24 protein-coding genes and 5 pseudogenes are annotated in these 21,232 nt (G+C 68.3%); 17 read left to right on the top strand and 12 right to left on the bottom strand.

Translation table 11 applies throughout. The features are described from left to right. A pseudogene (locus tag JWP83_RS31155) lies at nucleotides 1–102 on the bottom strand (anti-anti-sigma factor); the annotation flags it as partial. 157 nt (nucleotides 103–259) lie between these two features. On the opposite strand from JWP83_RS31155, the gene JWP83_RS05745 reads away from it, so the two are divergent. Beyond that, nucleotides 260–880: a TetR/AcrR family transcriptional regulator gene (locus JWP83_RS05745; RefSeq protein WP_297727029.1), complete on the top strand. Its 621-nt coding sequence runs from the start codon at nucleotides 260–262 to the stop codon at nucleotides 878–880. A 27-nt stretch (nucleotides 881–907) separates the two neighbouring features. Here JWP83_RS05745 and JWP83_RS05740 read toward each other — a convergent pair whose 3' ends face one another. Then, on the bottom strand, nucleotides 908–1,573 hold the full coding sequence (locus JWP83_RS05740; protein WP_297727026.1) for a DedA family protein: 666 nt from the start codon (nucleotides 1,571–1,573) through the stop codon (nucleotides 908–910). Continuing rightward, the gene (locus JWP83_RS05735; protein WP_297727023.1) at nucleotides 1,570–2,409 is read right to left on the bottom strand and encodes an SGNH/GDSL hydrolase family protein; all 840 of its coding nucleotides are present in this window, start codon (nucleotides 2,407–2,409) and stop codon (nucleotides 1,570–1,572) included. Before JWP83_RS05735 ends, JWP83_RS05740 begins: the two co-directional genes overlap by 4 nt. Before the next feature lie 71 nt (nucleotides 2,410–2,480). Here JWP83_RS05735 and JWP83_RS05730 point away from each other — a divergent pair. The 3 genes and pseudogenes from JWP83_RS05730 to JWP83_RS05720 all read left to right on the top strand — a co-directional run bounded on the left by JWP83_RS05730 (nucleotide 2,481) and on the right by JWP83_RS05720 (nucleotide 5,624). Beyond that, nucleotides 2,481–3,519: pseudogene (locus JWP83_RS05730) on the top strand (AMP-binding protein). 218 nt (nucleotides 3,520–3,737) lie between these two features. Next, nucleotides 3,738–4,817: a permease gene (locus JWP83_RS05725; RefSeq protein ID WP_297727019.1), complete on the top strand. Its 1,080-nt coding sequence runs from the start codon at nucleotides 3,738–3,740 to the stop codon at nucleotides 4,815–4,817. 21 nt (nucleotides 4,818–4,838) lie between these two features. Then, nucleotides 4,839–5,624: an IclR family transcriptional regulator gene (locus JWP83_RS05720; protein ID WP_297727016.1), complete on the top strand. Its 786-nt coding sequence runs from the start codon at nucleotides 4,839–4,841 to the stop codon at nucleotides 5,622–5,624. A gap of 9 nt (nucleotides 5,625–5,633) precedes the next feature. Here JWP83_RS05720 and JWP83_RS05715 read toward each other — a convergent pair whose 3' ends face one another. From JWP83_RS05715 to JWP83_RS05690, 6 genes are all read right to left on the bottom strand, one after another. Then, complete coding sequence (locus tag JWP83_RS05715) at nucleotides 5,634–6,473, bottom strand: polysaccharide deacetylase family protein (RefSeq protein WP_297727038.1); 840 nt, start codon at nucleotides 6,471–6,473, stop codon at nucleotides 5,634–5,636. Nucleotides 6,474–6,587: 114 nt separating this feature from the next. Beyond that, the gene (locus tag JWP83_RS05710) at nucleotides 6,588–7,316 is read right to left on the bottom strand and encodes a class II aldolase/adducin family protein (protein ID WP_297727013.1); all 729 of its coding nucleotides are present in this window, start codon (nucleotides 7,314–7,316) and stop codon (nucleotides 6,588–6,590) included. After that, on the bottom strand, nucleotides 7,313–8,107 hold the full coding sequence (gene hcaB / locus JWP83_RS05705) for a 3-(cis-5,6-dihydroxycyclohexa-1,3-dien-1-yl)propanoate dehydrogenase (protein ID WP_297727010.1): 795 nt from the start codon (nucleotides 8,105–8,107) through the stop codon (nucleotides 7,313–7,315). The genes JWP83_RS05710 and hcaB overlap by 4 nt, the downstream gene beginning before the upstream one ends. After that, nucleotides 8,104–8,346: a dihydrodiol dehydrogenase gene (locus tag JWP83_RS05700; RefSeq protein ID WP_297727007.1), complete on the bottom strand. Its 243-nt coding sequence runs from the start codon at nucleotides 8,344–8,346 to the stop codon at nucleotides 8,104–8,106. Before JWP83_RS05700 ends, hcaB begins: the two co-directional genes overlap by 4 nt. Beyond that, a complete protein-coding gene (locus JWP83_RS05695) occupies nucleotides 8,343–8,870 on the bottom strand; it encodes a 3-phenylpropionate/cinnamic acid dioxygenase subunit beta (RefSeq protein WP_297727004.1) in 528 nt (175 codons plus the stop codon). The genes JWP83_RS05700 and JWP83_RS05695 overlap by 4 nt, the downstream gene beginning before the upstream one ends. Continuing rightward, nucleotides 8,867–10,144, bottom strand: coding sequence for an aromatic ring-hydroxylating dioxygenase subunit alpha (locus tag JWP83_RS05690; protein ID WP_297727035.1), 1,278 nt, complete (start codon nucleotides 10,142–10,144; stop codon nucleotides 8,867–8,869). Before JWP83_RS05690 ends, JWP83_RS05695 begins: the two co-directional genes overlap by 4 nt. A gap of 261 nt (nucleotides 10,145–10,405) precedes the next feature. Here JWP83_RS05690 and pcaH point away from each other — a divergent pair, with 261 nt between their 5' ends. Genes pcaH through JWP83_RS05675 form a run of 3 tightly spaced genes read left to right on the top strand, consistent with a single transcriptional unit; the run spans nucleotide 10,406 to nucleotide 12,916 of the window. Beyond that, nucleotides 10,406–11,161, top strand: a complete 756-nt coding sequence (pcaH, locus tag JWP83_RS05685) for a protocatechuate 3,4-dioxygenase subunit beta (protein WP_297727002.1) — start codon at nucleotides 10,406–10,408, stop codon at nucleotides 11,159–11,161. Next, complete coding sequence (gene pcaG / locus JWP83_RS05680) at nucleotides 11,154–11,693, top strand: protocatechuate 3,4-dioxygenase subunit alpha (RefSeq protein ID WP_297726999.1); 540 nt, start codon at nucleotides 11,154–11,156, stop codon at nucleotides 11,691–11,693. The genes pcaH and pcaG overlap by 8 nt, the downstream gene beginning before the upstream one ends. Then, nucleotides 11,690–12,916: a lyase family protein gene (locus JWP83_RS05675; RefSeq protein WP_297726996.1), complete on the top strand. Its 1,227-nt coding sequence runs from the start codon at nucleotides 11,690–11,692 to the stop codon at nucleotides 12,914–12,916. Before pcaG ends, JWP83_RS05675 begins: the two co-directional genes overlap by 4 nt. Here the strand turns inward: JWP83_RS05675 and JWP83_RS05670 are convergent. Further along, on the bottom strand, nucleotides 12,903–13,550 hold the full coding sequence (locus JWP83_RS05670; RefSeq protein ID WP_297726993.1) for a TetR/AcrR family transcriptional regulator: 648 nt from the start codon (nucleotides 13,548–13,550) through the stop codon (nucleotides 12,903–12,905). The genes JWP83_RS05675 and JWP83_RS05670 overlap by 14 nt on opposite strands. A 208-nt stretch (nucleotides 13,551–13,758) precedes the next feature. Here JWP83_RS05670 and JWP83_RS05665 point away from each other — a divergent pair, with 208 nt between their 5' ends. Together JWP83_RS05665 and JWP83_RS05660 are read left to right on the top strand one after the other, a co-directional pair. Continuing rightward, nucleotides 13,759–14,496: a polysaccharide deacetylase family protein gene (locus JWP83_RS05665; protein ID WP_297726990.1), complete on the top strand. Its 738-nt coding sequence runs from the start codon at nucleotides 13,759–13,761 to the stop codon at nucleotides 14,494–14,496. Between the two features lie 87 nt (nucleotides 14,497–14,583). After that, nucleotides 14,584–14,865, top strand: a complete 282-nt coding sequence (locus tag JWP83_RS05660; RefSeq protein ID WP_297726987.1) for a DUF1876 domain-containing protein — start codon at nucleotides 14,584–14,586, stop codon at nucleotides 14,863–14,865. 41 nt (nucleotides 14,866–14,906) lie between these two features. Here JWP83_RS05660 and JWP83_RS05655 read toward each other — a convergent pair whose 3' ends face one another. Next, nucleotides 14,907–15,137, bottom strand: a complete 231-nt coding sequence (locus JWP83_RS05655; RefSeq protein WP_297726984.1) for a hypothetical protein — start codon at nucleotides 15,135–15,137, stop codon at nucleotides 14,907–14,909. Nucleotides 15,138–15,511: 374 nt separating this feature from the next. Between JWP83_RS05655 and JWP83_RS05650 the strand changes: the two are divergent. The 4 genes and pseudogenes from JWP83_RS05650 (at nucleotide 15,512) to JWP83_RS05635 (ending at nucleotide 17,903) form a co-directional block, all read left to right on the top strand. Continuing rightward, nucleotides 15,512–15,790: pseudogene (locus JWP83_RS05650) on the top strand (ferredoxin family protein). After that, on the top strand, nucleotides 15,787–16,461 hold the full coding sequence (locus JWP83_RS05645) for a helix-turn-helix domain-containing protein (protein WP_297726981.1): 675 nt from the start codon (nucleotides 15,787–15,789) through the stop codon (nucleotides 16,459–16,461). The pseudogene JWP83_RS05650 and the gene JWP83_RS05645 overlap by 4 nt, the downstream one beginning before the upstream one ends. A 141-nt stretch (nucleotides 16,462–16,602) precedes the next feature. After that, nucleotides 16,603–16,947, top strand: coding sequence for a cupin domain-containing protein (locus JWP83_RS05640; protein WP_297726978.1), 345 nt, complete (start codon nucleotides 16,603–16,605; stop codon nucleotides 16,945–16,947). A gap of 5 nt (nucleotides 16,948–16,952) precedes the next feature. Continuing rightward, nucleotides 16,953–17,903, top strand: a complete 951-nt coding sequence (locus JWP83_RS05635) for a nitronate monooxygenase (protein ID WP_297726975.1) — start codon at nucleotides 16,953–16,955, stop codon at nucleotides 17,901–17,903. Between the two features lie 117 nt (nucleotides 17,904–18,020). Here the strand turns inward: JWP83_RS05635 and JWP83_RS05630 are convergent, their stop codons facing one another. Then, nucleotides 18,021–18,521, bottom strand: a complete 501-nt coding sequence (locus tag JWP83_RS05630; protein WP_297726971.1) for a DUF1990 family protein — start codon at nucleotides 18,519–18,521, stop codon at nucleotides 18,021–18,023. Between the two features lie 58 nt (nucleotides 18,522–18,579). On the opposite strand from JWP83_RS05630, the gene JWP83_RS05625 reads away from it, so the two are divergent. The 4 genes and pseudogenes from JWP83_RS05625 to thrS all read left to right on the top strand — a co-directional run. After that, a complete protein-coding gene (locus JWP83_RS05625) occupies nucleotides 18,580–19,458 on the top strand; it encodes an aldo/keto reductase (RefSeq protein WP_297726969.1) in 879 nt (292 codons plus the stop codon). A 120-nt stretch (nucleotides 19,459–19,578) separates the two neighbouring features. Further along, nucleotides 19,579–19,848: pseudogene (locus tag JWP83_RS05620) on the top strand (PE family protein); the annotation flags it as partial. A 189-nt stretch (nucleotides 19,849–20,037) separates the two neighbouring features. Beyond that, on the top strand, nucleotides 20,038–20,664 hold the full coding sequence (locus JWP83_RS05615; RefSeq protein WP_297727033.1) for a PaaI family thioesterase: 627 nt from the start codon (nucleotides 20,038–20,040) through the stop codon (nucleotides 20,662–20,664). 76 nt (nucleotides 20,665–20,740) lie between these two features. Continuing rightward, nucleotides 20,741–21,232: pseudogene (thrS, locus tag JWP83_RS05610) on the top strand (threonine--tRNA ligase); the annotation flags it as partial.

Below are 21,232 nucleotides of genomic sequence, written 5' to 3'. Positions count from 1 at the left end.
GGTCGCCCGCAGCGTGCTGTGTGGATCGCCTAGCTCGTAGACCAGCCGCGTGCTGAGCATTACTTGAGTGCTCGACATTGATTCCGCAATAACCGGGCTCATGATGGACTCTCCTAATCTACCGGCGTGGAGATTGCCGGGATGGATGCCCGTCCTTCCGTCTCAAGACAGACTGTTCACGAACTGCGAATCTCATTTGTATAACGAGACAGGGCGGTCTGTCTACCTGTGGCCCGTTAAGAGTATGGTAAGGCCCGGTATGACAAGCCACCATGTCACTCCAGTGGTGACCTCTGCTCGAGAACGCATCCTGACAGCGGCATATGAGCTGTTCAGCCGGCGTGGCATCCGCGCCGTGGGCACCGACGAGGTGATCGAACGGGCCGGCGTCGCCAGGGCGACCCTCTACCGTCACTTCGCGACCAAGGACGAGCTGGTGGTGGCCGTGCTGCAGCGGCGCGAGGAAGTCTGGACGCACGGTCTGATCGAGGATCGGTCCCGGGAGCGGGGCAGCACACCCGAGGAACAGTTGCTCGCGATCTTCGACGTCATGCACGACTGGTTTCAGTTGCGCGACGGTTATGAGGGCTGCTCCTTCATCAACGTGTTGCTGGAGTTAGGGCCGGATCATCCGGCTGGGCAGGCCTGCATCGCTCACATCGACCACGTCCGCGACATCGTGCGCCGTCGCGCCGTCGCGGCCGGCCTTACCGACGTCGAGGACTTCGCCTCGTCCTGGCACATCCTGATGAAGGGCGCCATCATTCTCGCGGCGGTGGGCGACCTGGGCGCCGCGCTGCGGGCCCGCCGGATGGCCGAGTGCCTCATCGACGAGCATCGCCCGGTCGAGGCGACGGACATCGGCGAGGCGGTCGGTTAGCCGCGCCGGCATTGGTTCACTTGGCGCTCAAGCGGCGTCGGCGGCGGTGCCGCCGGTCTTGCGGTAGTGCTCCTGCTCCAGCTCGGCGATCATCCGCGACGTGCGCTCGCGCAGCAGGATCGCGGCGGTGAGCCCGCACACGATCGCGACGACCAGCCCGATCCAGGAGAACCGCTCCAGCCAGCGTTCGGCGGCCATGCCGGCGAAGTAAACGAGTGCGGTGGTGCCGCCCGCCCAGCAGATGCCGCCGGAGATGTTGGCCGCCAGGAAGCGCGGGTAGGGCATCTTGAGCGCGCCGGCCAAGGGGCCCGCAAAGATCCGCAGCAGCGCGATGAAACGGCCGAAGAAGACCGCGCGAACTCCCCAGCGGTTGAACAGCTTTTCGGCGAGGGCGACGTGGCCGGGGCCGAAATGTTTAGGGAACCGCCGGCCGAGCCGGTCGAAGAGCGGCATCCCGTAGCGGCGCCCGACCGAATAGCCGATCGAGTCGCCGATCACGGCGCCGAGCACCGCGGCGGCGCCGACACCGACCGGGTTGACCGCCAGGTCGTGGTGCGACGACATCAGCGCCGCGCTGACCAGCACGATCTCGCCGGGAAGGGGAACGCCCAGGCTCTCTATCCCGACCACACCGCCGACCACCAGGTAGACGAGGAGTGGCGGGATCGACTGCAGCAGAGCCTCCACGTTCATGCGTCAAGGATGCCTGACCGCCGGTTGAACCGCGTCCCCATGTCCTCGCTTGGCGTGCTGAATGGTTCCAGCCGCGGACGCTTGGGCACTCGCCCGTCGGCCGAAGATTTGCCGCGCAGGCGCCGCCAAACCCATGGCATGAACTTTTCTTGCGTCCAGCGCAGCTGTCCATAGGCGCGCGACCCGAACCGCACCCGCGTGGCGCTGCCGCTCGCCTCGGCCCAATCATGGTTGCTGCCAGGCAAATTGAGGGCTTCGGCGGCCGCCGCGGCGAACAGGATATGCCCTTTGGTGGACGCATGCACGCGGTCGACGTCCCACGTGTCCAAATCGCGCATCGAGGCCGCGTGGTACAGGTCCACGAGCCTGAAGCCGTATTGGTCGGCGGCCGCCGTGATCGCGTCGTTGATGCGAGTGAGCCGCCCGGACACGAGCCGGCCGAGCGGGAGGAATTGCGCGACGTTCGGGAAGGTCGTCGTCACCACCGTCGCCCCCGAGTCGGCGAGCGCGGCGTACATGCACTCGAGGTTGGTAAGGGCGCGGCCGAACGAGTTTCCCGGCTGGATGACGTCGTTCATGCCGACGCACACGGTGATCAGGTCCGGCCGCATCGCGAGTGCGTGCGGAACCTGCTCGTGCAGCACGTCGGCGACCAGCTTGCCGCGGATCGCCAGGTTTGCGTAGTGCAAACCCGGATAGATCGAATCGATCATCGCCGCGAGCCGGTCGGCAAACCCCAGGAAGCCGACGGCGTCGTTACCGTCCCATAGGCCCTCGGTCTGGCTGTCGCCGATGGCGACATACCGGCTGTATCCGGTCTCAATAGCCCCGTACACGAAGCCGAGACTAACCGGAAAGTCCGTTTCCGGCGCTGTAGCGTGGCGCTGGCTCCAGGTGAGGAGATTCTGTGGAATTCAACCTTGCGCAGGTGTTCGAGGCGGTCGCGGCGGCCAACCCGGACCGGGACTGCGTCGTGTTCGGCGATCGGCGCTTCACCTTCGCGCAGACCGCCGAGCGCGCCCGCCGATTCGCCCGCGCGCTGCACGGGTGGGGTATGGGCGCGCACCCCGAGCGCTCGCAGTTGGCGCCCACGAATCGGGGCAAAGCCACCTCGGCTTGTACATGGCGAACTGCAACGAATTCCTCGAGGCGATGCTCGGCGCGTACGGGGCACGCGTCGCCTTCGGGCGCCAGTTGGTGGAGAAACTCGAGGCCGGCGATTACGACCTGTCCGGGCTGCTGGTGCTGGTGACCGGCGGGGCCGCGCTCAGCACCCCGCTCAAGCAGCGGTTCCTCGAGTTGTTGCCTGCGCTGACGATCCTCGACGCGGGCGGCTCGTCGGAATCCGGCTCGCAGATGGGCCAGCTCTCCAGCCGGCTGCAGCGCGAGCGGCCGCTTCGCCCCGAGCCCGGGTGCGGTGGCGGTCAGCGAGGACCTGACCCGGATCCTCTTGCCGGGCGACGACGAGATCGGCTGGCTGGCTCAGCAGGGCCTGATCCCGCTCGGCTACCTGGGTGATCCGGAGAAGACGGCGCGGACGTTCCCCGTCATCGAGGGCACCCGGCACTCGGTGCCGGGGGACCGGGCCCGCTGGCACGCCGACGGCGAGATCGAGCTGCTCGGCCGCGATTCCGTCACGATCAACTCCGGCGGCGAGAAGATCTTCGCCGAGGAAGTCGAGGGCCGTGATCGCCGAGCACCCCGCCGTCTACGACGTCGTGGTGACGAGCCGGCCCAGCGCCCGGTGGGGCAACGAAGTCGTCGCGCTCGTGCAGTTGGCCGACGGCCGGCGCGTGGACGCCGACGGGATCATCGCCGAGGTCGCCCGCCACATCGCGCGCTGCAAGCTTCCGAAGGCCATCGTTTTCTGCGACTGGTTGCAACGTTCGCCGTCCGGCAAGGCCGATTACCGGTGGGCGAAAGCGCAAGTGGCGCAAGGCGGCTGAACGGACATCTGGCCCATCCGTCACATGTCTCCGTCGGAAGCGGCGTTCGTTGTGCCCGTCTCACAGCGACAAATGCGGATTCCACGCACGCACTCGTGGTTTGTCGCTGCGAGGCGGGCAGAAAGTGTGCCCCCTCCCGCGCGGCGACTGATGTGGCAATTGAGGCCATCGCGACCCGGCGAGCGTCCTGAGCCGGTGCTGGGCTAGCGTCCTTGACCATGGCGGCGCCGTTGAGGGTCAATACATTTCGCATCCGGGGCCGCGCGGCCGTCGCGATGGGCGTCGTCGTGACCATCGCGGTGTTCGTGGCGGGGCTGACGTGGGCCAAGTGGATGCCCTACGCGGCCAAAGCCCTGAAGGCTCAGCGGACCCACCACTGGTCGGGGTCAAGCATCCTCGCCGTCGGTGGGGTGCGCGCCGGGGACGGTCCGACCTGGCACGCCGCCACCACGTTCTTCCACGCGTACTTCCTGTCGATATGGCAGGCGCTGCTGGCGGCGCTGCTGATCAGCGCCTCGGTTCAGGCGTTGCTGCCGCGATCGTGGCTCCCGCGCGCGTTGAACCGTCGCCGCCTGATCTCGAGCGCGCTGGCCGGTGGAGTCGCCGGCATGCCGTCGATGATGTGCACGTGCTGCGCCGCCCCGGTCGCCGTCACGTTGCGGCGCAACGGCGTCGGCCGCGTCGCCGCCATCGCCTACTGGCTCGGGAATCCGTTGCTGAATCCCGCTGTGCTTGTCTTCTTGCTCTTTGTCGCTCCCTGGCAGTGGACCCTGACCAGGATGGTGGTCGGCATCGCCGCGGTGGTCGGCGTCGGGACGGCCGTTGAACTGGTGACGCGCGCGCGGGCGACCGGGCAATCGGCGCCGGACGCGGGCGACACCGGGGAGGGGCCCGTACCCGAGGCGGCCGCCCGCAGGTTCGTGGGAGCTCTGCTGCGCTTGTGCCTGATCCTGTTGCCGGAATACGCGGTCATCGTGCTGGTCCTGGGCGCATTCCGGGGCTGGGCGCTCGCCCTGACCCGACTCCCGCACGAGGGCCTGCTGATCGTCGTGCTCGCGGCGATCGTCGGCACGCTCATCGTCATTCCGACGGCCGGAGAGATTCCGATCCTGCAGGGCCTGGCGCTGCTCGGCGTCTCGTCGGGAACGCTCGGTGCGCTGTTGATCACCCTTCCGGCCGTCAGCATCCCGGGTGCGGCGATGGTCGCCCGCAGCTTCGGATGGAAGGCCGTCGCCACCACAACGGTCGTGATGATCGCGGCGGGATTGCTCGGGGCGACGGTCCTGAGCATGCTGTGAGCAGCGGGTACCGTCACTGTCATGAGCAGGAGGCAGCCGGCCGCCGATTCGCTTGCGCCGCAGTATCCGATCGAGTCGGTCGACAACGCGCTGAAGCTGCTGCTGTTGCTGGGGGAGCGGCCCGAGATCCGGTTGAGCGAGGCCACCCGATACCTGGGTGTCGCGCCGTCGACCGCGCACCGGCTGCTGGCGATGCTGGCCTACCGCGGCTTCGTCCGCCAAGACCCGGTTTCCAAGGCGTATTTGCCGGGTCCCTCGCTCACCGGGGTGGCGTTCGCGATCTTCGGCCGCCTCGACATTCAGCGAACCGCCGCGCCGATCATGCGTAGCCTCAGCGAACAACTGCGCGAATCGATTCACGTCGGGATGCTCGACGGCGCCAACGTCCATTTCGTGGCCGCGATCGAGGGTCCGGCCGCGGTCCGGGTTGCATCCCGGCTGGGACGCACGATGCCGGCGCATTGCACCTCGACGGGCAAGGTCATGCTGGCCCAACTGTCGGAAATCGAGCTGCGGCAATTGCTTCCGGGTGAAACCTTGGACCGCGTCACGCAACATTCGATCGGCAGCCGCACCGAGCTGGAGGCCGAGCTGTCGCGCGTTCGTGAACGGGGCTACGCCGTCAATCGCGAGGAGAGCGAAGACGGCGTCGCCTCGGTCGCCGTCCCGATCCCGACGCGGGCGCCGGGCGTGCGGCTCGCGCTCAACGCCGCCGCGCCGCAGAACCGGCTCGACAGTGCCCGGTACCCATCGGTGGTGGCCGCTCTTGTCAAGGCGGCCAAGAAGATTGGCGATCAGGTCGGCTGAGACGCCGCCTCAGCCGACAAAACGCGATGTTCGGTGCGGTATTTCCGGCTTCAGGAAGACGTCGTTGAGCGTCACGGTGCGCAACCTGCGGGCCCGGATGATGTCCACCAGCTGCCCGTAGACATGGGTGACCGGTGGGTGGTTGAGGTGGCCGATCACGATGTTCTGCGCGGTGAACGCCTGGTACGCCATCTTGACGATCTGGTCTTCGGAAAGCATCGCAGAATCTCGCAGGTCACCCGACCACAGCGTGGGAACCTGATAGCCGAGATCGCCGGCCACCGCGTCCACCACGGCGTTGTGATGGCCGTACGGCGGCCGGAAGTACGGAGCGGCATCCACACCGTAGGTATTCCGCAGGAACTGGTCGGTGCGACCGAGTTCATCGGCGATTTGGTTCGCCGGAAGTTTCGTCAGGTCCGGATGCGTCCACGTGTGGTTGGCCAGCTGAATCTGCCCGGATTCGACCCGCGGCCGCAGCAAGTCGGAGTTTTCGGTCCACGAGCGATAGGCGCCGGTGACGAAGTAGGTGAGCCGGACGCCGGTGTCCTTGGCGAATTGCGTGTAGAGCCGCACCACCTCGGTGTCGACACCGTCGTCGACCGTCCACGCCACGAGATCGCCGTTGCCGGGAAGCTTGGTCAGCACCGCGCCGCCGGGCAGCACGACACGCGATCCCAGGCCCGGCGGCGAAAGTAGCGGCGGCAGGACTGGAGCGGCCGGGCTGGGCGCGGATCCGGGAACCTCGGCACGCGCCACCGTCTCCCTGGGCCCGCCGTCCGCGCACCACGAGATTCCCGTGACAGCCACCGTTGCGGCCACCGCGACCAGGAACCGCCGCCGGTCCAGTTCGCTCACGCGGCTACTCCTAACGAAATTGGGGCAAGCCTGGACAGGTTAGGCCGGCGGGCGCAGCAATCCGGTCAGGGCGCGCGCCGGATATGAACCTGTGACCTTGGACGATCAGCTCAGCCGAGAGCCCAACCGTGCGACCTCGTGCCGCCAGGCCGCGTCGGTGTTGAAGCCCGGTCCCAGGTCCGGCAGGTCGTCCCAGTCGGCGTCGTCGATGTCGCGCAGCGTGCCGCCGGCCGCGCGCACCCGCAACGACATCCGCGCCAGTGCGTCGAGGCTGATCGCCTGCAACACCGCCTGCTGAATAGTCGCTGCGGCGCCGGTGATTCCGTGCCCGCGGCAGATCACCACCGGTCGGCCGCGCATCGCCGCCACCATTTCCCTGCCCAGCGCCGAGTTTCGGATCAGCACGGCGCGTTCGTAGACGGGCACGCCGCCGCGCGCCAGCCACGCGCCGGGAATGTCGTGTGCGCCGTAGATCGGCCGGATCTGGATGCCGGCGAGATCGGCGGCGACGACGGCGGGCGGGTGCAGATGCGCGACGGCCCGGTATGCCGAGTTGGACAGCAGGGTTTCGGCGTGGATCGGCAACTCGTTGGGCACGCGGTAGCCGTCGAGTTCGCCTGCGGCGCCAGCGCTTCCGTCGAACGTGATGAGCCGGATATCGCCGGGGCGGGTGAACGCCACCCCGGTGTCGGTGTCGCTTCGGCAGCGGACGAGCAGGTGCTCGTCATCGACGCGCAGGCTCAGGTGGCCGAGGATGCCGTCGACCAGCCCGCGGGACGCCGCAACCCGGCAGCCTTGTGCCACCAGCGCGCGCTGCTCATCTAGGAGGGTCATCGCGGTGCGCCCAGCCCGAATCCGCCGTCGGGGTGGACGGTTTCGCCGGTGATGCCGCGGGACCGGTCGGATGCGAGGAACACGAAACTCCAGGCCTGGTCCTCGGCGGTGAGGGCGACGTCGAGCGGGTTGCGCGCGGCGATGTCGCGCGCCCGGTTGGGAGTGTCGTCGAGGCGGACGCTGTCGAGGCCCAGGCTGGCCGGGCCGCGCAGGTCGGTGTTGAGCGTGCCGCCCGGCGCCACCCCGTTGACCCGAATCTGCGGTGCGAGTTCGTGAGCCAGCGCCGCCACCAGCCCGCGAACCGCGAACTTGGACGACACGTACAGCGCGCCGCCGCGCCCGGGATAGAACGACGATGTGGATTCGGTTAGCACAATTGAAGATCCGGCCTGTGCCCGCAGCGCGGGCGTGGCCGCCTTGACGGACCGCAGGTGGCTCAACACGTTGGTCCGGAACATTTCGTCGAACGCGGCGGAAAGGTCGCCGGCGTCGATGTCGCCGATGCCCTTGTAGAAATCGAAGATTCCGACGCAGTTGACCAGGGTGTCCAGCCCGCCGAACGCGTCCACCGCCGCGGCGACGGCGCGGTCGTTGGCCTCGCGGGTGACCGCGTCGCCCTCGATGACCGGGAAGTCGGGCGACTCCCGTCGCAACCGTTCGCACTTGCCGGAGTCACGTTCCAGCACGGCGAGTTTGGCGCCCTCGCCGCGAAAGGCGTCTACTACGGCGCGGCCGATCCCCGAACCGGCGCCCACCACCAGCGCTCGCTTGCCCTCGAGCCAGGCCGTCATGGTTGGGCTACTCTCTCGTCGGGTTCGTCGGGCAGCAGGGGGCCATCGGGATTGCCGACCATGGCCGCCAGCGTGCGGGTGTTCTGCCGGGTCAGCGCTTCGATCTCGAGTGCGTCCAGGCTGATCCAGCGCCCGGTTTTGGGCGCGCTGATCAGCAGCCGCGACCCGTTGCGGGTGTCCACGCGCCGCACCGCGACCTCGGTGAATTCGTTTGCGATGGTAATGGATTCGCCGCTCACAGGAACACCGCCAGGTTTTGCATCCGCAGTACCGACTCGTCGACAAAGACCTTGCGGCGGGCCAGCTTCCAACTATTGCCACACCTGCGCAGGACGTCCTCGCGGCCGCACGACACCAGCGCGCTCTCGTTGACATCCCCGCGGCTGCGGAAGAGCAGCTCGGCCGATTCGACCAACAGTTCGGCATCCTCGTCGCACTCGAAGGCGCGCACGTTGGTGATGAAGTGCCGTAGCCGCGACGGCGGGTCCTCGGCCCAGGCGTGCTCGGTGGCGAAACGCGCGACCCGCTGGCCCAGCGAGTACTTGTCCTCGTCGAAGTGTGCCATCCCCGGTGACGTGTCGAACCCGGCGCCGCGCGCGGTGGTGACCCGGACCGGCATGACGTAGCGGATGTCGTCGGTCAGGATGTCCAGCCACACGTCGTACTGCTGGGCGTCGAGCAGGTAGGCCTCGTCGACCAGGAACTGGTGCGCCTGCAGGTGCCGAACGTCATCAAATGGCAGTGACGGCAGAGCTTTTCTCATGAGAGGTAGTCCGCCCACAACCCGAGCAGCGCGCGCTGGTTGTACTCGTTGTAGCCGACCTGGGCGCGCCCAGGCCCGTGGAAGGACTCGGCGGGCAGCGCCTCGACGACGGGGCGGTCGTCGGAGAGCAGGCCCATCCGGCTGTTCAGCAGCAGCCGCCGCGCCATCGAACCGCCCGCGGTGGTGGTCAGCGACACCCAGTTCTCCACGTCATCCTGCTCGAACATTCCGGTCGAACCGAAGCACATCAGATACGCCTTGTACGAGTCTTGTTTGTACTGCGGGGGAGCGGCGGAGTCCACCGCGAACCACGAGCACACCTCGGTCTCGTTTGCGCTGATGGGCTGCCACAGCCGGATCGAGATGAACGGCAGCACCCGGTCGCTACCGGGCAACTTCGGCCAGTTGTGCACGAAGCTGAGGTTCGGAAAACAGGTGGCCGCCGAGATCATGAACCCGTCCTCGCCGACCACCCGCTGCTGCCGGGGCGTCCAGGCGTCCTTGATGCGGCCGATCATCTCGTCGGGGTAGCCGACGTAGCGCATCCGCTCGTCGAAGCCGCCCGGCGGAAGCTTGTAGGTGGTCCCGCCGCCCCGGTGCGCCCAGTAGGTGGCTCCGTCCTTGCGCTTCTGGGCTTTTGGCTCGCGGAACAGGCCGATGTCGACGATCGACGCGTGCGTGTGCGGCGTGTGGTACATGTCGCCGGCGAAGTTCTCGGCGCCGATCTTCCAGTTCGCCTTGATCCGCCAGCGCTGCGGCCCCCGCACTTCCAGGCCGCCGGCGCTCTGCTTGGTGTAGAAATCCAGATAGAACCGGAAGTCGCCCAGGAAGTCCTCCAGCGGTTCGGCGGCCGGGTCCATGCTGATGAACAGCAGGCCGTTGTAGCTCGCGAAACTCGGTGCGGGAAGCAGGCTTTGGCCGGCCCTGGGCAACCCGTCGTCGCCGCCGTAGGCCTCGCGGTGAAACGGCAGCCCGGTGAGCCGGCCGTCGTTGCGATACGACCAGCCGTGGTACGGGCAGCGGAAGTTGGAGGCGTTGCCCAGCTCCGCGCGGCACACCTGCATGCCGCGGTGCAGGCACATATTAAACATGGCCCGCACATCGCCCTCCGAGTTACTGATGATGAACGAGTCGCCGAGAACCCGGCGCACCACGTAGTCGCCGTCGTGCGGGATCTCCGATTCGTGGCCCACGAACGTCCACGCCCGGCTGAACAGGCGCTCCTTCTCCAGCGCGAACAGCTCCCCGTCGTTATAGATGTGGGCCGGGATCATCCCCCGCCGGACGTTCTCAAAAACGTCACCAAGATCTGCCACCTCGGACCCCGCAGCCAATCTGCTCTACAGAAATACATTCCGCTAAATAGAATCCCTCACCCCGGCCCGCCTGGTCAATGGCCACGGCCAGGGCGGGGTGCGGATCATTTTGGCTAAGGATTCAGGGGGCGCGGCCGGCCCCTGTGGCGGCGCGACTCTCCCGACCGGACCCGACTATCGGGGGGGTTGGGCGGGCGGTCCGGAGTAGCGTCACGGCTCATGAGCGCCGACGTCGTCCCGTCCCAGGATGACATCACCGCCGAGATCGCCGCGATCGCGGCGGATGTCCGGCGCGGGGACCCGGCCCGCCCGCGGCTCGACTACCCGCCCTACCGCAGCACCGCCCTGCGTCATCCGAAACGGCCTCTGCTGCTTGTCGACCCGGAGGAGCTCGAACGCCGCGCGCCGTGCTTCGGCAGCCAGGACGTCGATCCCGTTGACGCCGACCTGACGGCCGGCCATCCGGGTGAGCCCCTCGGGGAGCGGATCGTCGTGGCCGGGCGCGTGCTCGACGACTCCGGCGGGCCGGTGGCCGGGCAGCTGATCGAGATCTGGCAGGCCAACTCCAGCGGCCGCTACCGCCACCAGCTCGATCAGCAGCCGGCCCCGCTGGATCCGAACTTCGTCGGCGCCGGCCGTTGCCTCACCGGGCCCGACGGGTCGTACCGCTTCTTGACCGTCAAGCCCGGCCCCTATCCGTGGCGCAATCACCACAACGCCTGGCGCCCGGCGCACATCCACTTCTCGGCCTTTGGAACGGCTTTCACGCAACGGCTCGTCACCCAGATGTACTTCCCGGGTGACCCGCTGTTCGACCTGGACCCGATCTTCCAATCGATCCTCGATCCCGCCGCCCGTCAACGGCTGATCGCCCGCTACGATCACGACCTCACCCAGCCGGAGTACGCGACCGGCTACCGCTGGGACATCGTGGTCTGCGGCGGACGCCGGACCTGGACCGAAGGTGATGACTGAATTGGCTTGCACCCCAGGGCAAACGGTCGGCCCCTTCCTCGGCCTCGCGCTGCCGTATTCCGGTGACAGCGACCTGGTCGGCGAGGGGCATCCGCAGGCCGTCCGGTTGCACGGCACAGTTTACGACGGCGCCGGCGACGCGGTCCCGGACGCGCTGGTCGAACTGTGGCAGCCGGACTGCGCCGGCCGCATACCGCAGCGGGCCGGATCCCTGCGGCGCGACGGAACGGCGTTCACCGGGTGGGGCCGGTGCGCGACCGACGCGGCCGGACACTACGGCTTCACCACGGTAGCGCCCGGTCCGGGCGAGCCGGGACGAGCGCCGTTCTTCGCGATTGCCGTCTTCGCGCGGGGGCTGCTGGATCGGTTGTTCACCCGCGCGTACCTGCCCCACGACGATGTGAACGCGGACCCGGCGTTGGCCACCCTGATGTGCGTCGCCGAAAGCGGCGGCGCCGGATACCGTTTCGACATCCACCTGCAGGGCCCGAACGAGACCGTTTTCCTGGCGTTCCGGGACGATCGGCGATGACCAATCTGTTGTGGCCCGGCGACCAGCGGGCGGGCACGCACATGACGGACCGGGCGCTGCTGCAGGCGATGGTCGCGGTCGAATCGGCGTGGCTGGGCGCCCTGGTCGCCGCCGGCCTGGCGCCCGGCGAATGCGCCGGAGCGGACCTGGCGGGCCTGCTGGGTGACGGCGACTGCGAGTCGCTCGCGGTCGGGGCCGAGGGCGGCGGCAACCCGGTCATCGGCCTGGTCGACCTGCTGCGCGGGCGAGCCGCCCCGGCCATCGCACCGTGGATCCACCGGGGACTCACCAGCCAGGACGTTCTGGACACCGCCCTGATGCTGGGCGTGCGCGCCGCCGTCGACGCCCTTGTATCCGAATTCGCACAACAGGTTTCAACGCTGTCCGACCTCGCCGTGACCCATCGGGGCACGCCCATGGTGGCCCGCACACTCACCCAGCACGCGGCGCCCACCACGTTCGGCGCCAAGGCGGCGGGCTGGCTGGACGGAGTCGTCGACGCCTTCGAGCGGCTCGGCGGTCTGGTCACTCCCATCCAGATCGGCGGTGCCGCCGGGACGCGGGCCGCCAGCACGGAACTGGCGACGCTGCTCGGCGTGGCTTCCGACCCTGCGGTGGTCTCCGATCGCCTAGCGCAAAGCGCCGCAACCACTTTGGGGCTGCGCACCCGGCCCCCGTGGCACACGACGCGAACGCCGGTCACCGCGGCCGCCGACGCCTTCGTCGGGTGCACCGACTCGTGGGGCCGCGTCGCCTCGGACGTCGTCACCCTGGTTCGCCCCGAGATCGGCGAACTGGGCGAGCCGGCGGGCGAAAACCGCGGCGGATCGTCGTCGATGCCGCACAAGCGCAATCCGGTGCTGTCCATCCTGATCCGGCGGGCCGCCATTTCGGCGCCGCAACTGGCGGCGACGCTGCACACCGCCGCCGCGCTGGCCGGCGACGAGCGGCCCGACGGCCCATGGCATGTCGAATGGGACACCCTGCGCACCCTGACACGGCGGACCGTCGTCGCGGGTTCGCAGTGCGGCCAACTGCTGGCCGGGTTGGAGGTGCATTCCGCGCGCATGGCCGAAAACCTCCGCCTGGCAGACGTTTACGGCGAGCAACGAGCGATCGCCGACCTGGCGGGCAAGGCCCCGTCGGCAACCTACTTCGGTGCCATCGACCGTTTGATCGACGCGCGCCTGGACCGCGCCGGGCGGATACTCAAAAACCGCTAGTCGCCAACGCCTTGCCGTCGGCCTTGTAGATGCTGACCAGCCAGATGTGCACCAGCATGTCGATCACCCGGTCTTCGGGGATCGCCGCCTCCTCGGCGGTGAACGTCGCGGCCATCACCCGCTCGCTCAACATGTTCAGCGCGACGGACAGATCCTCGGCCGGATGGGTGTCGGGAGCCGCGCCCCGCCGGCGCTCGGCCTTGATCGCCGCCGTGGTGTGGGAGATCCACTTCTGCATGAGCGTCGACCAGAGCTGCCGGACCTCGGGGTTGGTGGCTTTCGCCGCGGCGCCCGCCACGGCGACCGCCCGGTGCGAGCCCGACACCTCGAAGAACGCCTCGATGCGCGCCCGCCACAGCGTCGCGGGGTCGCCGAATGGCTTGCCGCCCAGTGCCGTAAGCGCCGTGTGCGCCTTGTTGTTCATCTGGTCCAGCAGCGACAACAACACGGCGTTCTTCGACTGGAAGTAAAAGTAGAAGGTGGGGCGGGAGATGCCCGCGCCCCTCGCGAGGTCGTCGACGGAGAAGTCGGCCAGCGGACGTTCCTGTAGGAGCCTTTCGGCGGTGGCCAGGATGGCTTGTTCGCGGTCGTCGCCCGAATGGTGCGACGAACGGCGGCCGCGGGAGGCGTGCATCTACTCGGCCTGCCTGAGGTCGGACACGAAAGTTACTTTATGGACACGTCGATATACGTCAACGAAATTGTTGATTACGACCAACAATATTGTCGATTAATATCGAGGTTTGTTATCGACTAATTTGTTGAATGGTCGGCGGCCCGTCGAAAACTGTTTCACGCGCGTGCCCTGATTGGCGTGGCCTCGGCGGGGTACGACTGGCTGCATGCCTTACATCGATCGGCGCGCGGTGTTGTGCGCCATTGCCGGGGGTGTGCTGGCGACCATAACCCGCGCCCCGGTGGCCGCCGCCGGCCCCATCCGTTGGAACATTCCGCTGGGGCCGGTTCCGGCGCCCGCGGGCGTGCTCACCCGCGTGCCCGGGGAGGGCAATCGCATCGTTCTCACCGTCGACGACGGCGCCAGCAGCCCGGTGGTGGCCGCGTTCGCGCAATTCGCCCGCGACAGCGGAACCCGACTCACCTTTTTCGTCAACGGCGCCAACCCATCCTGGTCCGACAATGCGCCGGCGCTTCGGCCCCTGCTTGATTCCGGCCAGGTTCAAATGGCGAACCACACCTGGTCCCACCCCAACCTCAATCGCATGGCCCTCAGCGCCGTCGATGACCAGATCAGGCGCAACGCCGATTTCCTCAGGAACACCTACGGTACGGACGGCACGCCGTTTTTCCGGCCGCCCTTCGGGGCCCATAACGCCGATATCGACCGGGTGGCCGCCGACCAGGGCTACACCTCGATCACCATGTGGAGCGGTGACGTCGGCGACTCCGCGCCCGAAAACGAAAGCGGCCTCGTCTCCCGCGCAACGAAGTCGTTCCAGCCGGGCCAGATCGTGCTCATGCACGCCAACGTGCCGACCATCACGCGCTGCTACGGCCAGCTGCTGGATCTCATCCACAGCCGCAACCTGCAGACCGTCACGCTCAGAGAGGTCTTCGGCTGACGAAGGTGACTTTCGCCCCTACTTCGCGGCGTCCGGTGGTGGTCGCATCTAGGTGGGCAAACACCCGGCAAGACAGGGAGACTGGCGATGACGGGCAAGGCTGACGGCACCAAGACCTGCCAAATCGACCTGCTGGTCGAAGAGCACCAAGAGCGCACCCGGGCGAAGGCACGGCTGGTCTGGGCGGGCAAGGAGTTCATTGGTGTGGGTTTGGCGCGGCTGGATCCCGCCGACGAGCCGGTGGCCCAGATCGGCGACGAGCTGGCGATCGCCCGCGCGCTGTCCGATTTGTCGAATCAGCTGTTCGCCTTGACTTCAACCGACATCCAGGCCAGTACCCACGAGCCGGTGACGGGCCTGCACCACTGACGTGCGACCGCATCCACGGCGACCTTCGGCGCCACGTGGCGCTAGCCGCGCGCCACGGCGCTCACCCGGGTCATGATCCGATCCAGCACCATCCTGGAGAGATCGCCGTCGTCGGCAACGCGGGGAAGACCACGCCGCCGCAGGAAGGTGTCCAGGCGCCGGTCGGGCGACCAGTCGGCATAAATCGTGCCGAGGTAGCGCGAGCGCAGGAATTCCCGCGCGAGGACGTCAACGTCAGAATCGGTCAATAGCAACGGTGGGTTGTCACCCATAACCGTCATGCTCCTTTGTTCAGCCGCAACCGCCGCAGCCAAGTTACGTCAGACGAAGTCATTATTGCGTCACGCACAGATTGCGGATAGGGCCCAAAGTCACCCGCGGGCGGCGAGGCCATGGGCAACGCGGCGAAACGGATCACGCCGACGACGAGTTCGAACGCGGGGTAGGGCACTGCTCCGCCAATACCTCTTCGGCCATGGATTGCGTTGCGGGCCAATCGACTCCGGGCTCGAAACCCCGGCGCAGGTCGCAAAGATCGTCGCGTGCCTGTCCGGCTTGCGCAGCGGGCGCGCGTCAAGTTCGGTGTCGGCCATGGGTTTCCGCAACCCCTTGGTTTGTACAACAGCTGTTGTGTAAACGCTAGCGCATGACGTACGCGATCGGAAAGCCGTGCATCGATGACGAATGCGCGGACTGCGGCGCATGCGAGCCGGTGTGTCCGGTGGAGGCGATCTACCCCGAAAGACCACCTGCCCGGGAAGCGCACCCCCTACCTGGCCGATAATGAGGCGTTCGTCACCGAAGCCCTACCCGGTCGGGACGGGCCGTGGGGTCGCCGGGGTGGGCGGCAAAGATCGGTCCCGTCGGCGTCGACACACCGCTGGTCGCCACCCAGCCCAGGGTCGACGAGACCAAAGGAGCGTGAGCGGCATTACGCCCGTCGGAGAAACCACCGGTCGTCGCCGCCGTGAGGTGCTGCGGCTATTGCGGTCGTCGCCCGATCCGATGAGCATCGTCGCGATCGCCGAAGAGCTTGGCGTGCATCCCAACACCGTGCGCTTCCACCTCGACAGCCTGCTCGCCGACCGCCAGGTGGAGCAGGTCGAGCCCGGGCGCAAGGGCCCCGGGCGCCCACCGCTGATGTTCCAGGCGGTGCGGCAGATGGATCGCGGCGGGACGCGCCACTACCGCGTGCTCGCCGAAATCCTGACCGAGGCGCTGGCCGGCGACCGGAATCCACGCGCCAAGGCGGTGGCCGCGGGGAGGGCGTGGGGGCGGAAGCTGGAATCAAGCGCGAAGACGCCGCAGGCCCCGAGCGCCGACCAGGCCGTCGATCAGCTGGTCGGGGTCCTCGACGACCTCGGGTTCGCCCCGGAGCGCCGGACGTCCGACGGGGAGCACCTGGTCGGCCTGCGACACTGCCCGTTCCTGGAGCTGGCCGAAACCCGCGGTCCGGTCGTGTGCCCCGTCCACCTCGGGCTGATGCAGGGGGCCCTGGAGAGTTGGGCGGCACCGGTTTCCGTCGATCGGCTCGATGCGTTCGTCGAACCGGATTTGTGCCTGGCCCACATCACGCCGGTCGGGTCCGCCCGGTGAGCACCGAATCGGCGGTCGCCGTCGCCATGACCTTCGTCTGGCTCGGCATGGTGCTGGCCATCTCGGGCCTCGCCTTGCTCGTGGCGGGGATACTGCTATTGACCGTCTGATTGCGGGCTTTCAGGACCGAAGGGGACGACTATGGAATCCATCTCGTTGACGGGCCTCGCCTCCGAAAAGCTGGCCGAGGCGGGCCGGTCGCACAGCGGACGCGCCGCGCACACCATCCACGGTGGTCACACCCACGAGCTTCGGCAGACTGTGCTGGCTCTGCTCGCCGGGCACGACCTCTCGGAACACGACAGCCCGGGGGAGGCGACGCTGCAGGTGCTGCAGGGCCAGGTGCGCCTGACGACCGGAAACGACGCGTGGGAGGGCAAGACCGGCGACTACGTCGCGATTCCAGCGGAGCGGCACGCCCTGCACGCGGTCGAGGATTCGGTGATCGTCCTGACCGTGCTGAAGAGCCTGCCCGCGGCCCAGTAGCCGGGATGCTATCCACGCCCTGGTCAAGGAGTTTCGGGCTGCGGGTGCCGATCCTCAACGCCCCGATGGGTGGGGTCGCCGGTGGCCGGCTGGCCGCCGCGGTCACCGCCGCGGGCGGGCTGGGCATGGTCGGGATGGGCAGCGACGGCACCAGGGAGCTGCTGCGAGCCCAGTTGCGGTACGTGCGCGGGAAGTTCGGAATCGGCCTGGTGGACTGGGTGATGCGCACCCAGGAGGGGCTGCTCGAGGATGCGCTGGCGGCAGGGCCCGCGCTGTTGTCGGTCAGTTTCGGCACCGACTGGTCGTGGGTCGCAAAGGCGCACGACGCCGGAATCCCAAGCGTCACACAGGTTTACGACGGTCTCGGCGCCCGCCGGGCGGTCGACGCCGGCATCGACATCCTGGTCGCGAGGGGGTCCGAGGGCGGCGGGCACGGTGAGGTCAAACTCGGGACGCTGCCGTTGCTCGACGCCGTGTTGGACGCCCTCGACGGCGCCGCGGTGCCCGTCCTCGCCGGCGGCGGCGTCGCCTCGCCGCGGAGTTTGGCCGCCGTGCTGGCCGCCGGTGCGAGCGGGGCGTGGGTGGGCACCCGGCTGGCGGCCTGCCCGGAGGCGCTCACCGGTGACGGCAGCCGCCGGGCGCTGATCGCCGCCCGGGCCACCGACACGGCCGTCACCCGGGCCTTCGACGTCGCCAGGGGGCTGCCCTGGCCGGCGAAGTTCCCGTCGCGCGTGCTGGCCAACGACTTCGTCGCGCGCTGGACGGGCAACGAGGACGCGCTCGACCCCCCGGCGTGCGACGAACTGGCCGCGGCGGTCGCCGCCGACGATCGCCGTGTCGCCCCCGTCGATGCCGGCGAGGGCGTCGGAATGATCCGCGACGACGCGTCGGTGGCCGAGGTCATCGAGCAGATGTGCGCGGGCGCGGAGAGCTTGCTGGCGGGCTGGGGGACGTAGCGGGGGGTTGGCGGCGAGGCGCCTCGCCGAAACTTAAGCCGCTGCGTGACCTGTCGGCGCGTCTTCGCAACCGTTTACGTGTCGCGCGCCTCGGCAGCCGAACTTGGCCCGGGCGCTTCACACCGCGCGCAGGTAGCGCCGCGCGATCACGCGCTGCGCCACCCTGACGACCGGGCCACCGGCCTTGCTCCACCAGGCCGCGGGCCGGGAGAACGCCGACACCTCCGCGAACACCGCGGAGGTGGTCGGGTCGCGGCGCACGACGAAGCGTTCCTCACCTGACTCCGGGTGGCCCGGCAGCGTGCCGTAGGCGAACCCGCGGATGTCGGGTTCGTCGATCACATACACCACCCGGCACGGCGCGGGCAGAAAACCCATCCGCACCACCAGGACCGCGTCGACGACGGCGACCTCGGAGCTGGCCCGCACGCGCAGGCCGGATCCGCGTTGCATGCCCCAGCGCATGACGGCGTCCGCGGCTTGCTCGAAACGCTTTTGGCCCGTGCCGATTTGACGCTCGACGTGTTGGTGGTCGTATCCCGCGGGCAGCTCGCCGTCCGCGGTCGCGCCGACCTCTTTGTAGGTGAGCGGAAGCTCCTCGAGCGTTTCTAGGTCCACCCGCCCCAGCTTGCCACGCCGAGATGCCCGGTCACCTTTCCGGCGTACGGTCGTAGAAGTGAACGCGCAAAAAACCGTTGCCCAAGCATCCGGAACATTCACCCTCGGCGGCGACCTGACCGTCAACCGACTCGGTTTCGGCGCCATGCGCCTGACCGGCAAGGGGGTGTGGGGCCCGCCCGCCGACCGCGACGAATGCGTCCGGGTGTTGCGGCGCGCCGTCGAACTCGGCGTGAATTTCATCGACACCGCGGACTCCTACGGGCCCTACGTTTCCGAGGAGATCATCCACGACGCGCTGCACCCCTACGACGGCGTGGTGATCGCGACCAAGGCGGGGCTGCTGCGCACCGGCCCGGACGTCTGGATCCCGCTGGGCAATCCGAGCTACCTGCGCCAGGAATGCGAGATGAGCCGGCGCCGCCTCGGCGTCGAGACCATCGACCTGTTTCAGCTGCACCGCATCGACCGCAACTACCCACTGGCCGACCAGGTGGGCGAGCTGCACGCATTGAAGAACGAGGGCAAGATCCGCCACATCGGCCTGTCCGAGGTCAACCTCGATCAACTCACCGAGGCGCAGCGGATCACCGAGATCGTGTCGGTGCAGAACATGTACAACCTGGCGTCGCGCGGGGCCGAGCCGCTGGTGGACGCCGCGACCAGCCAGGGCATCGGCTTCATTCCGTGGTTCCCGCTGGCCGCGGGCCCGCTGGCCGCCCCCGACGGCCCGCTGCAGCGCATCGCCGCCGACCACAACGCGACGCCATCGCAGCTGGCGCTGGCCTGGTTGTTGAAGCGCTCCCCGGTGATGCTGCCCATCCCGGGCACGTCCAGCGTCGCGCACCTGGAGGAGAACGTCGCCGCCGCCGAGATCGTGCTGAGCGACGAGGAGTTCGAGGCGTTGTCGGCCGCGGGAGCGCAGCAGACGGTCTGATTCGCCGCCGGCACCGGAAATAGGGTAAACGCCCCATGCATCGAGGCCACCGGCCAGCGCACACTACCAACCGAGCGCTCCGGGCGGTCGATACGACAAGACCCACCGCAACATCCCTACATGATGCGGCTCGCTGTACCTGCGACGCTGCCCGGACGCCCCCAGTACGGCTGCATTGGCGGAAAGGGCGAGATGTCGTTTGTTGTTGCGGCGCCGGAGTTCTTGTCTGTGGCGGCAACGGATTTCCAGAACATCGGTTCCGCGCTGACCGAGGCGAATGCCGCGGCCGTGGGCCAGACGACGGGGTTGTTGGCGGCGGGCGCCGACGAGGTATCGACGGCCATCGCGGCGATGTTCGGCGGGCACGCTGAGGCGTTTCAGGCGGTCAGCGCGCAGGCGGCGGGATTCCATGCGCAGTTCGTGCAGGCCTTGACCGCCGCCGCGGCAGCGGCGGCCAGCTTGGCACCGGCGGTCCCGGCGGCACCGGGGACAACCAGGCCGGTAACGGTCCCAACGGCAACATGGGCGGCGCCGGTACGTCCGGCCAGGACGGGTAATCCCTCGCACCTATACCGTGTTCTGGTGGCGGGCGACCATCAGCAACACCCAGGCGGTGGATTCAACCCGCCCGAACCGACCACCAAGGGCGGCCCGGACTACGGCCGGTTCATCGACGCCGTCCGCAGGCTGCAAGACCATGCCCGCGCCGTCGACGCGCCCGACGAGGTGATCACCCAGGCCGCAGACCAGTTGGAGAAGCTCTCGGTGTTACTGAGCCCGTTCGACGCCGACGAATGGTCGTCGCCGTCCGCGCGCCGAATGGACCTGCCCATGCGCGGCAACATCTTGAGCATTCCGATGAAGGCGCGCAAGGGTGACGACGGCCGGATCCACGGCTGGGCGCGCTTCGCCCGATTTCATCTGGGGCGCAACGGCGCCGTGCACGGCGGGGCCCTGGGGATGCTGTTCGACAGCGTGCTCGGGTTGACGTCCTCGGTGCTCACCGGCGGCCCCTACCAGCGCACCGCCTACCTCAAGATCGACTACCGCCACATCGTGCCGATCGAGAAGGAATTACAGTTCGAGGCCGGCGTCGACCGGGTGGACGGGCGCAAGATCTTCGTGTCGGGGCGGCTCAGCGACGGCGACACCCTGCTGACCGAGGCCGACGCGCTGTTCGTGCGGCTCAAGCGTGGCCAGCCCTGACGCGGCCCGGCCCCGATAGCATTGCAACGATCAATCAGGATCAATCAGTCAAACCCCAGCCTTGGAGACCAACCCGATGAGCGCCGCCGCACAGACCACCCCAGCAGCCCCGATCCGGGTGCCTGCCGGGACCACCGCGGCAGCCGCGGTCGGTGAGGCCGGGCTGCCGAGGCGCGGGGCACCCGACGCAATCGTGGTGGTGCGCGACGCCGACGGCAAGCTGCGCGACCTGAGCTGGATTCCCGACGCCGACGTCGAGGTCACCCCGGTGGCGGCCAATACCGACGACGGGCGCAGCGTGATCCGGCACTCGACCGCGCACGTGTTGGCTCAGGCCGTTCAGGACCTGTTCCCGAACGCGAAGCTGGGCATCGGGCCGCCGATCACCGATGGCTTCTACTAAGACTTCGATGTGGCGCAGCCGTTTACTCCCGAGGATCTGGAGAAGCTGGAAAAGCGCATGCGTAAGATCCTCAAAGACGGTCAGCTGTTTTCCCGGCGGGTCTACGAGTCCAAGGATCAAGCTCGTGCCGAGCTGGCCGGTGAGCCCTACAAGCTCGAACTCGTC

Origin of the sequence: Mycobacterium sp., assembly GCF_025965855.1 — a bacterium.
Classification (GTDB): Bacteria; Actinomycetota; Actinomycetes; order Mycobacteriales; family Mycobacteriaceae; genus Mycobacterium.
The sequence above is the reverse complement of the archived record's forward strand: the minus strand, read 5'-3'. Positions and strand labels throughout refer to the sequence as shown.

Excerpts from the sequence above, each read along its gene's own strand:
- JWP83_RS05745 (WP_297727029.1), top strand. The coding sequence starts at position 260 with ATGACAAGCCACCATGTCACTCCAGTGGTGACCTCTGCTCGAGAACGC.
- JWP83_RS05740 (WP_297727026.1), bottom strand. The coding sequence starts at position 1,573 with ATGAACGTGGAGGCTCTGCTGCAGTCGATCCCGCCACTCCTCGTCTAC.
- JWP83_RS05725 (WP_297727019.1), top strand. The coding sequence starts at position 3,738 with ATGGCGGCGCCGTTGAGGGTCAATACATTTCGCATCCGGGGCCGCGCG.
- JWP83_RS05720 (WP_297727016.1), top strand. The coding sequence starts at position 4,839 with ATGAGCAGGAGGCAGCCGGCCGCCGATTCGCTTGCGCCGCAGTATCCG.
- JWP83_RS05710 (WP_297727013.1), bottom strand. The coding sequence starts at position 7,316 with ATGACCCTCCTAGATGAGCAGCGCGCGCTGGTGGCACAAGGCTGCCGG.
- hcaB (WP_297727010.1), bottom strand. The coding sequence starts at position 8,107 with ATGACGGCCTGGCTCGAGGGCAAGCGAGCGCTGGTGGTGGGCGCCGGT.
- JWP83_RS05695 (WP_297727004.1), bottom strand. The coding sequence starts at position 8,870 with ATGAGAAAAGCTCTGCCGTCACTGCCATTTGATGACGTTCGGCACCTG.
- JWP83_RS05690 (WP_297727035.1), bottom strand. The coding sequence starts at position 10,144 with ATGATCCCGGCCCACATCTATAACGACGGGGAGCTGTTCGCGCTGGAG.
- pcaH (WP_297727002.1), top strand. The coding sequence starts at position 10,406 with ATGAGCGCCGACGTCGTCCCGTCCCAGGATGACATCACCGCCGAGATC.
- pcaG (WP_297726999.1), top strand. The coding sequence starts at position 11,154 with ATGACTGAATTGGCTTGCACCCCAGGGCAAACGGTCGGCCCCTTCCTC.
- JWP83_RS05675 (WP_297726996.1), top strand. The coding sequence starts at position 11,690 with ATGACCAATCTGTTGTGGCCCGGCGACCAGCGGGCGGGCACGCACATG.
- JWP83_RS05670 (WP_297726993.1), bottom strand. The coding sequence starts at position 13,550 with ATGCACGCCTCCCGCGGCCGCCGTTCGTCGCACCATTCGGGCGACGAC.
- JWP83_RS05665 (WP_297726990.1), top strand. The coding sequence starts at position 13,759 with ATGCCTTACATCGATCGGCGCGCGGTGTTGTGCGCCATTGCCGGGGGT.
- JWP83_RS05660 (WP_297726987.1), top strand. The coding sequence starts at position 14,584 with ATGACGGGCAAGGCTGACGGCACCAAGACCTGCCAAATCGACCTGCTG.
- JWP83_RS05655 (WP_297726984.1), bottom strand. The coding sequence starts at position 15,137 with ATGGGTGACAACCCACCGTTGCTATTGACCGATTCTGACGTTGACGTC.
- JWP83_RS05640 (WP_297726978.1), top strand. The coding sequence starts at position 16,603 with ATGGAATCCATCTCGTTGACGGGCCTCGCCTCCGAAAAGCTGGCCGAG.
- JWP83_RS05635 (WP_297726975.1), top strand. The coding sequence starts at position 16,953 with ATGCTATCCACGCCCTGGTCAAGGAGTTTCGGGCTGCGGGTGCCGATC.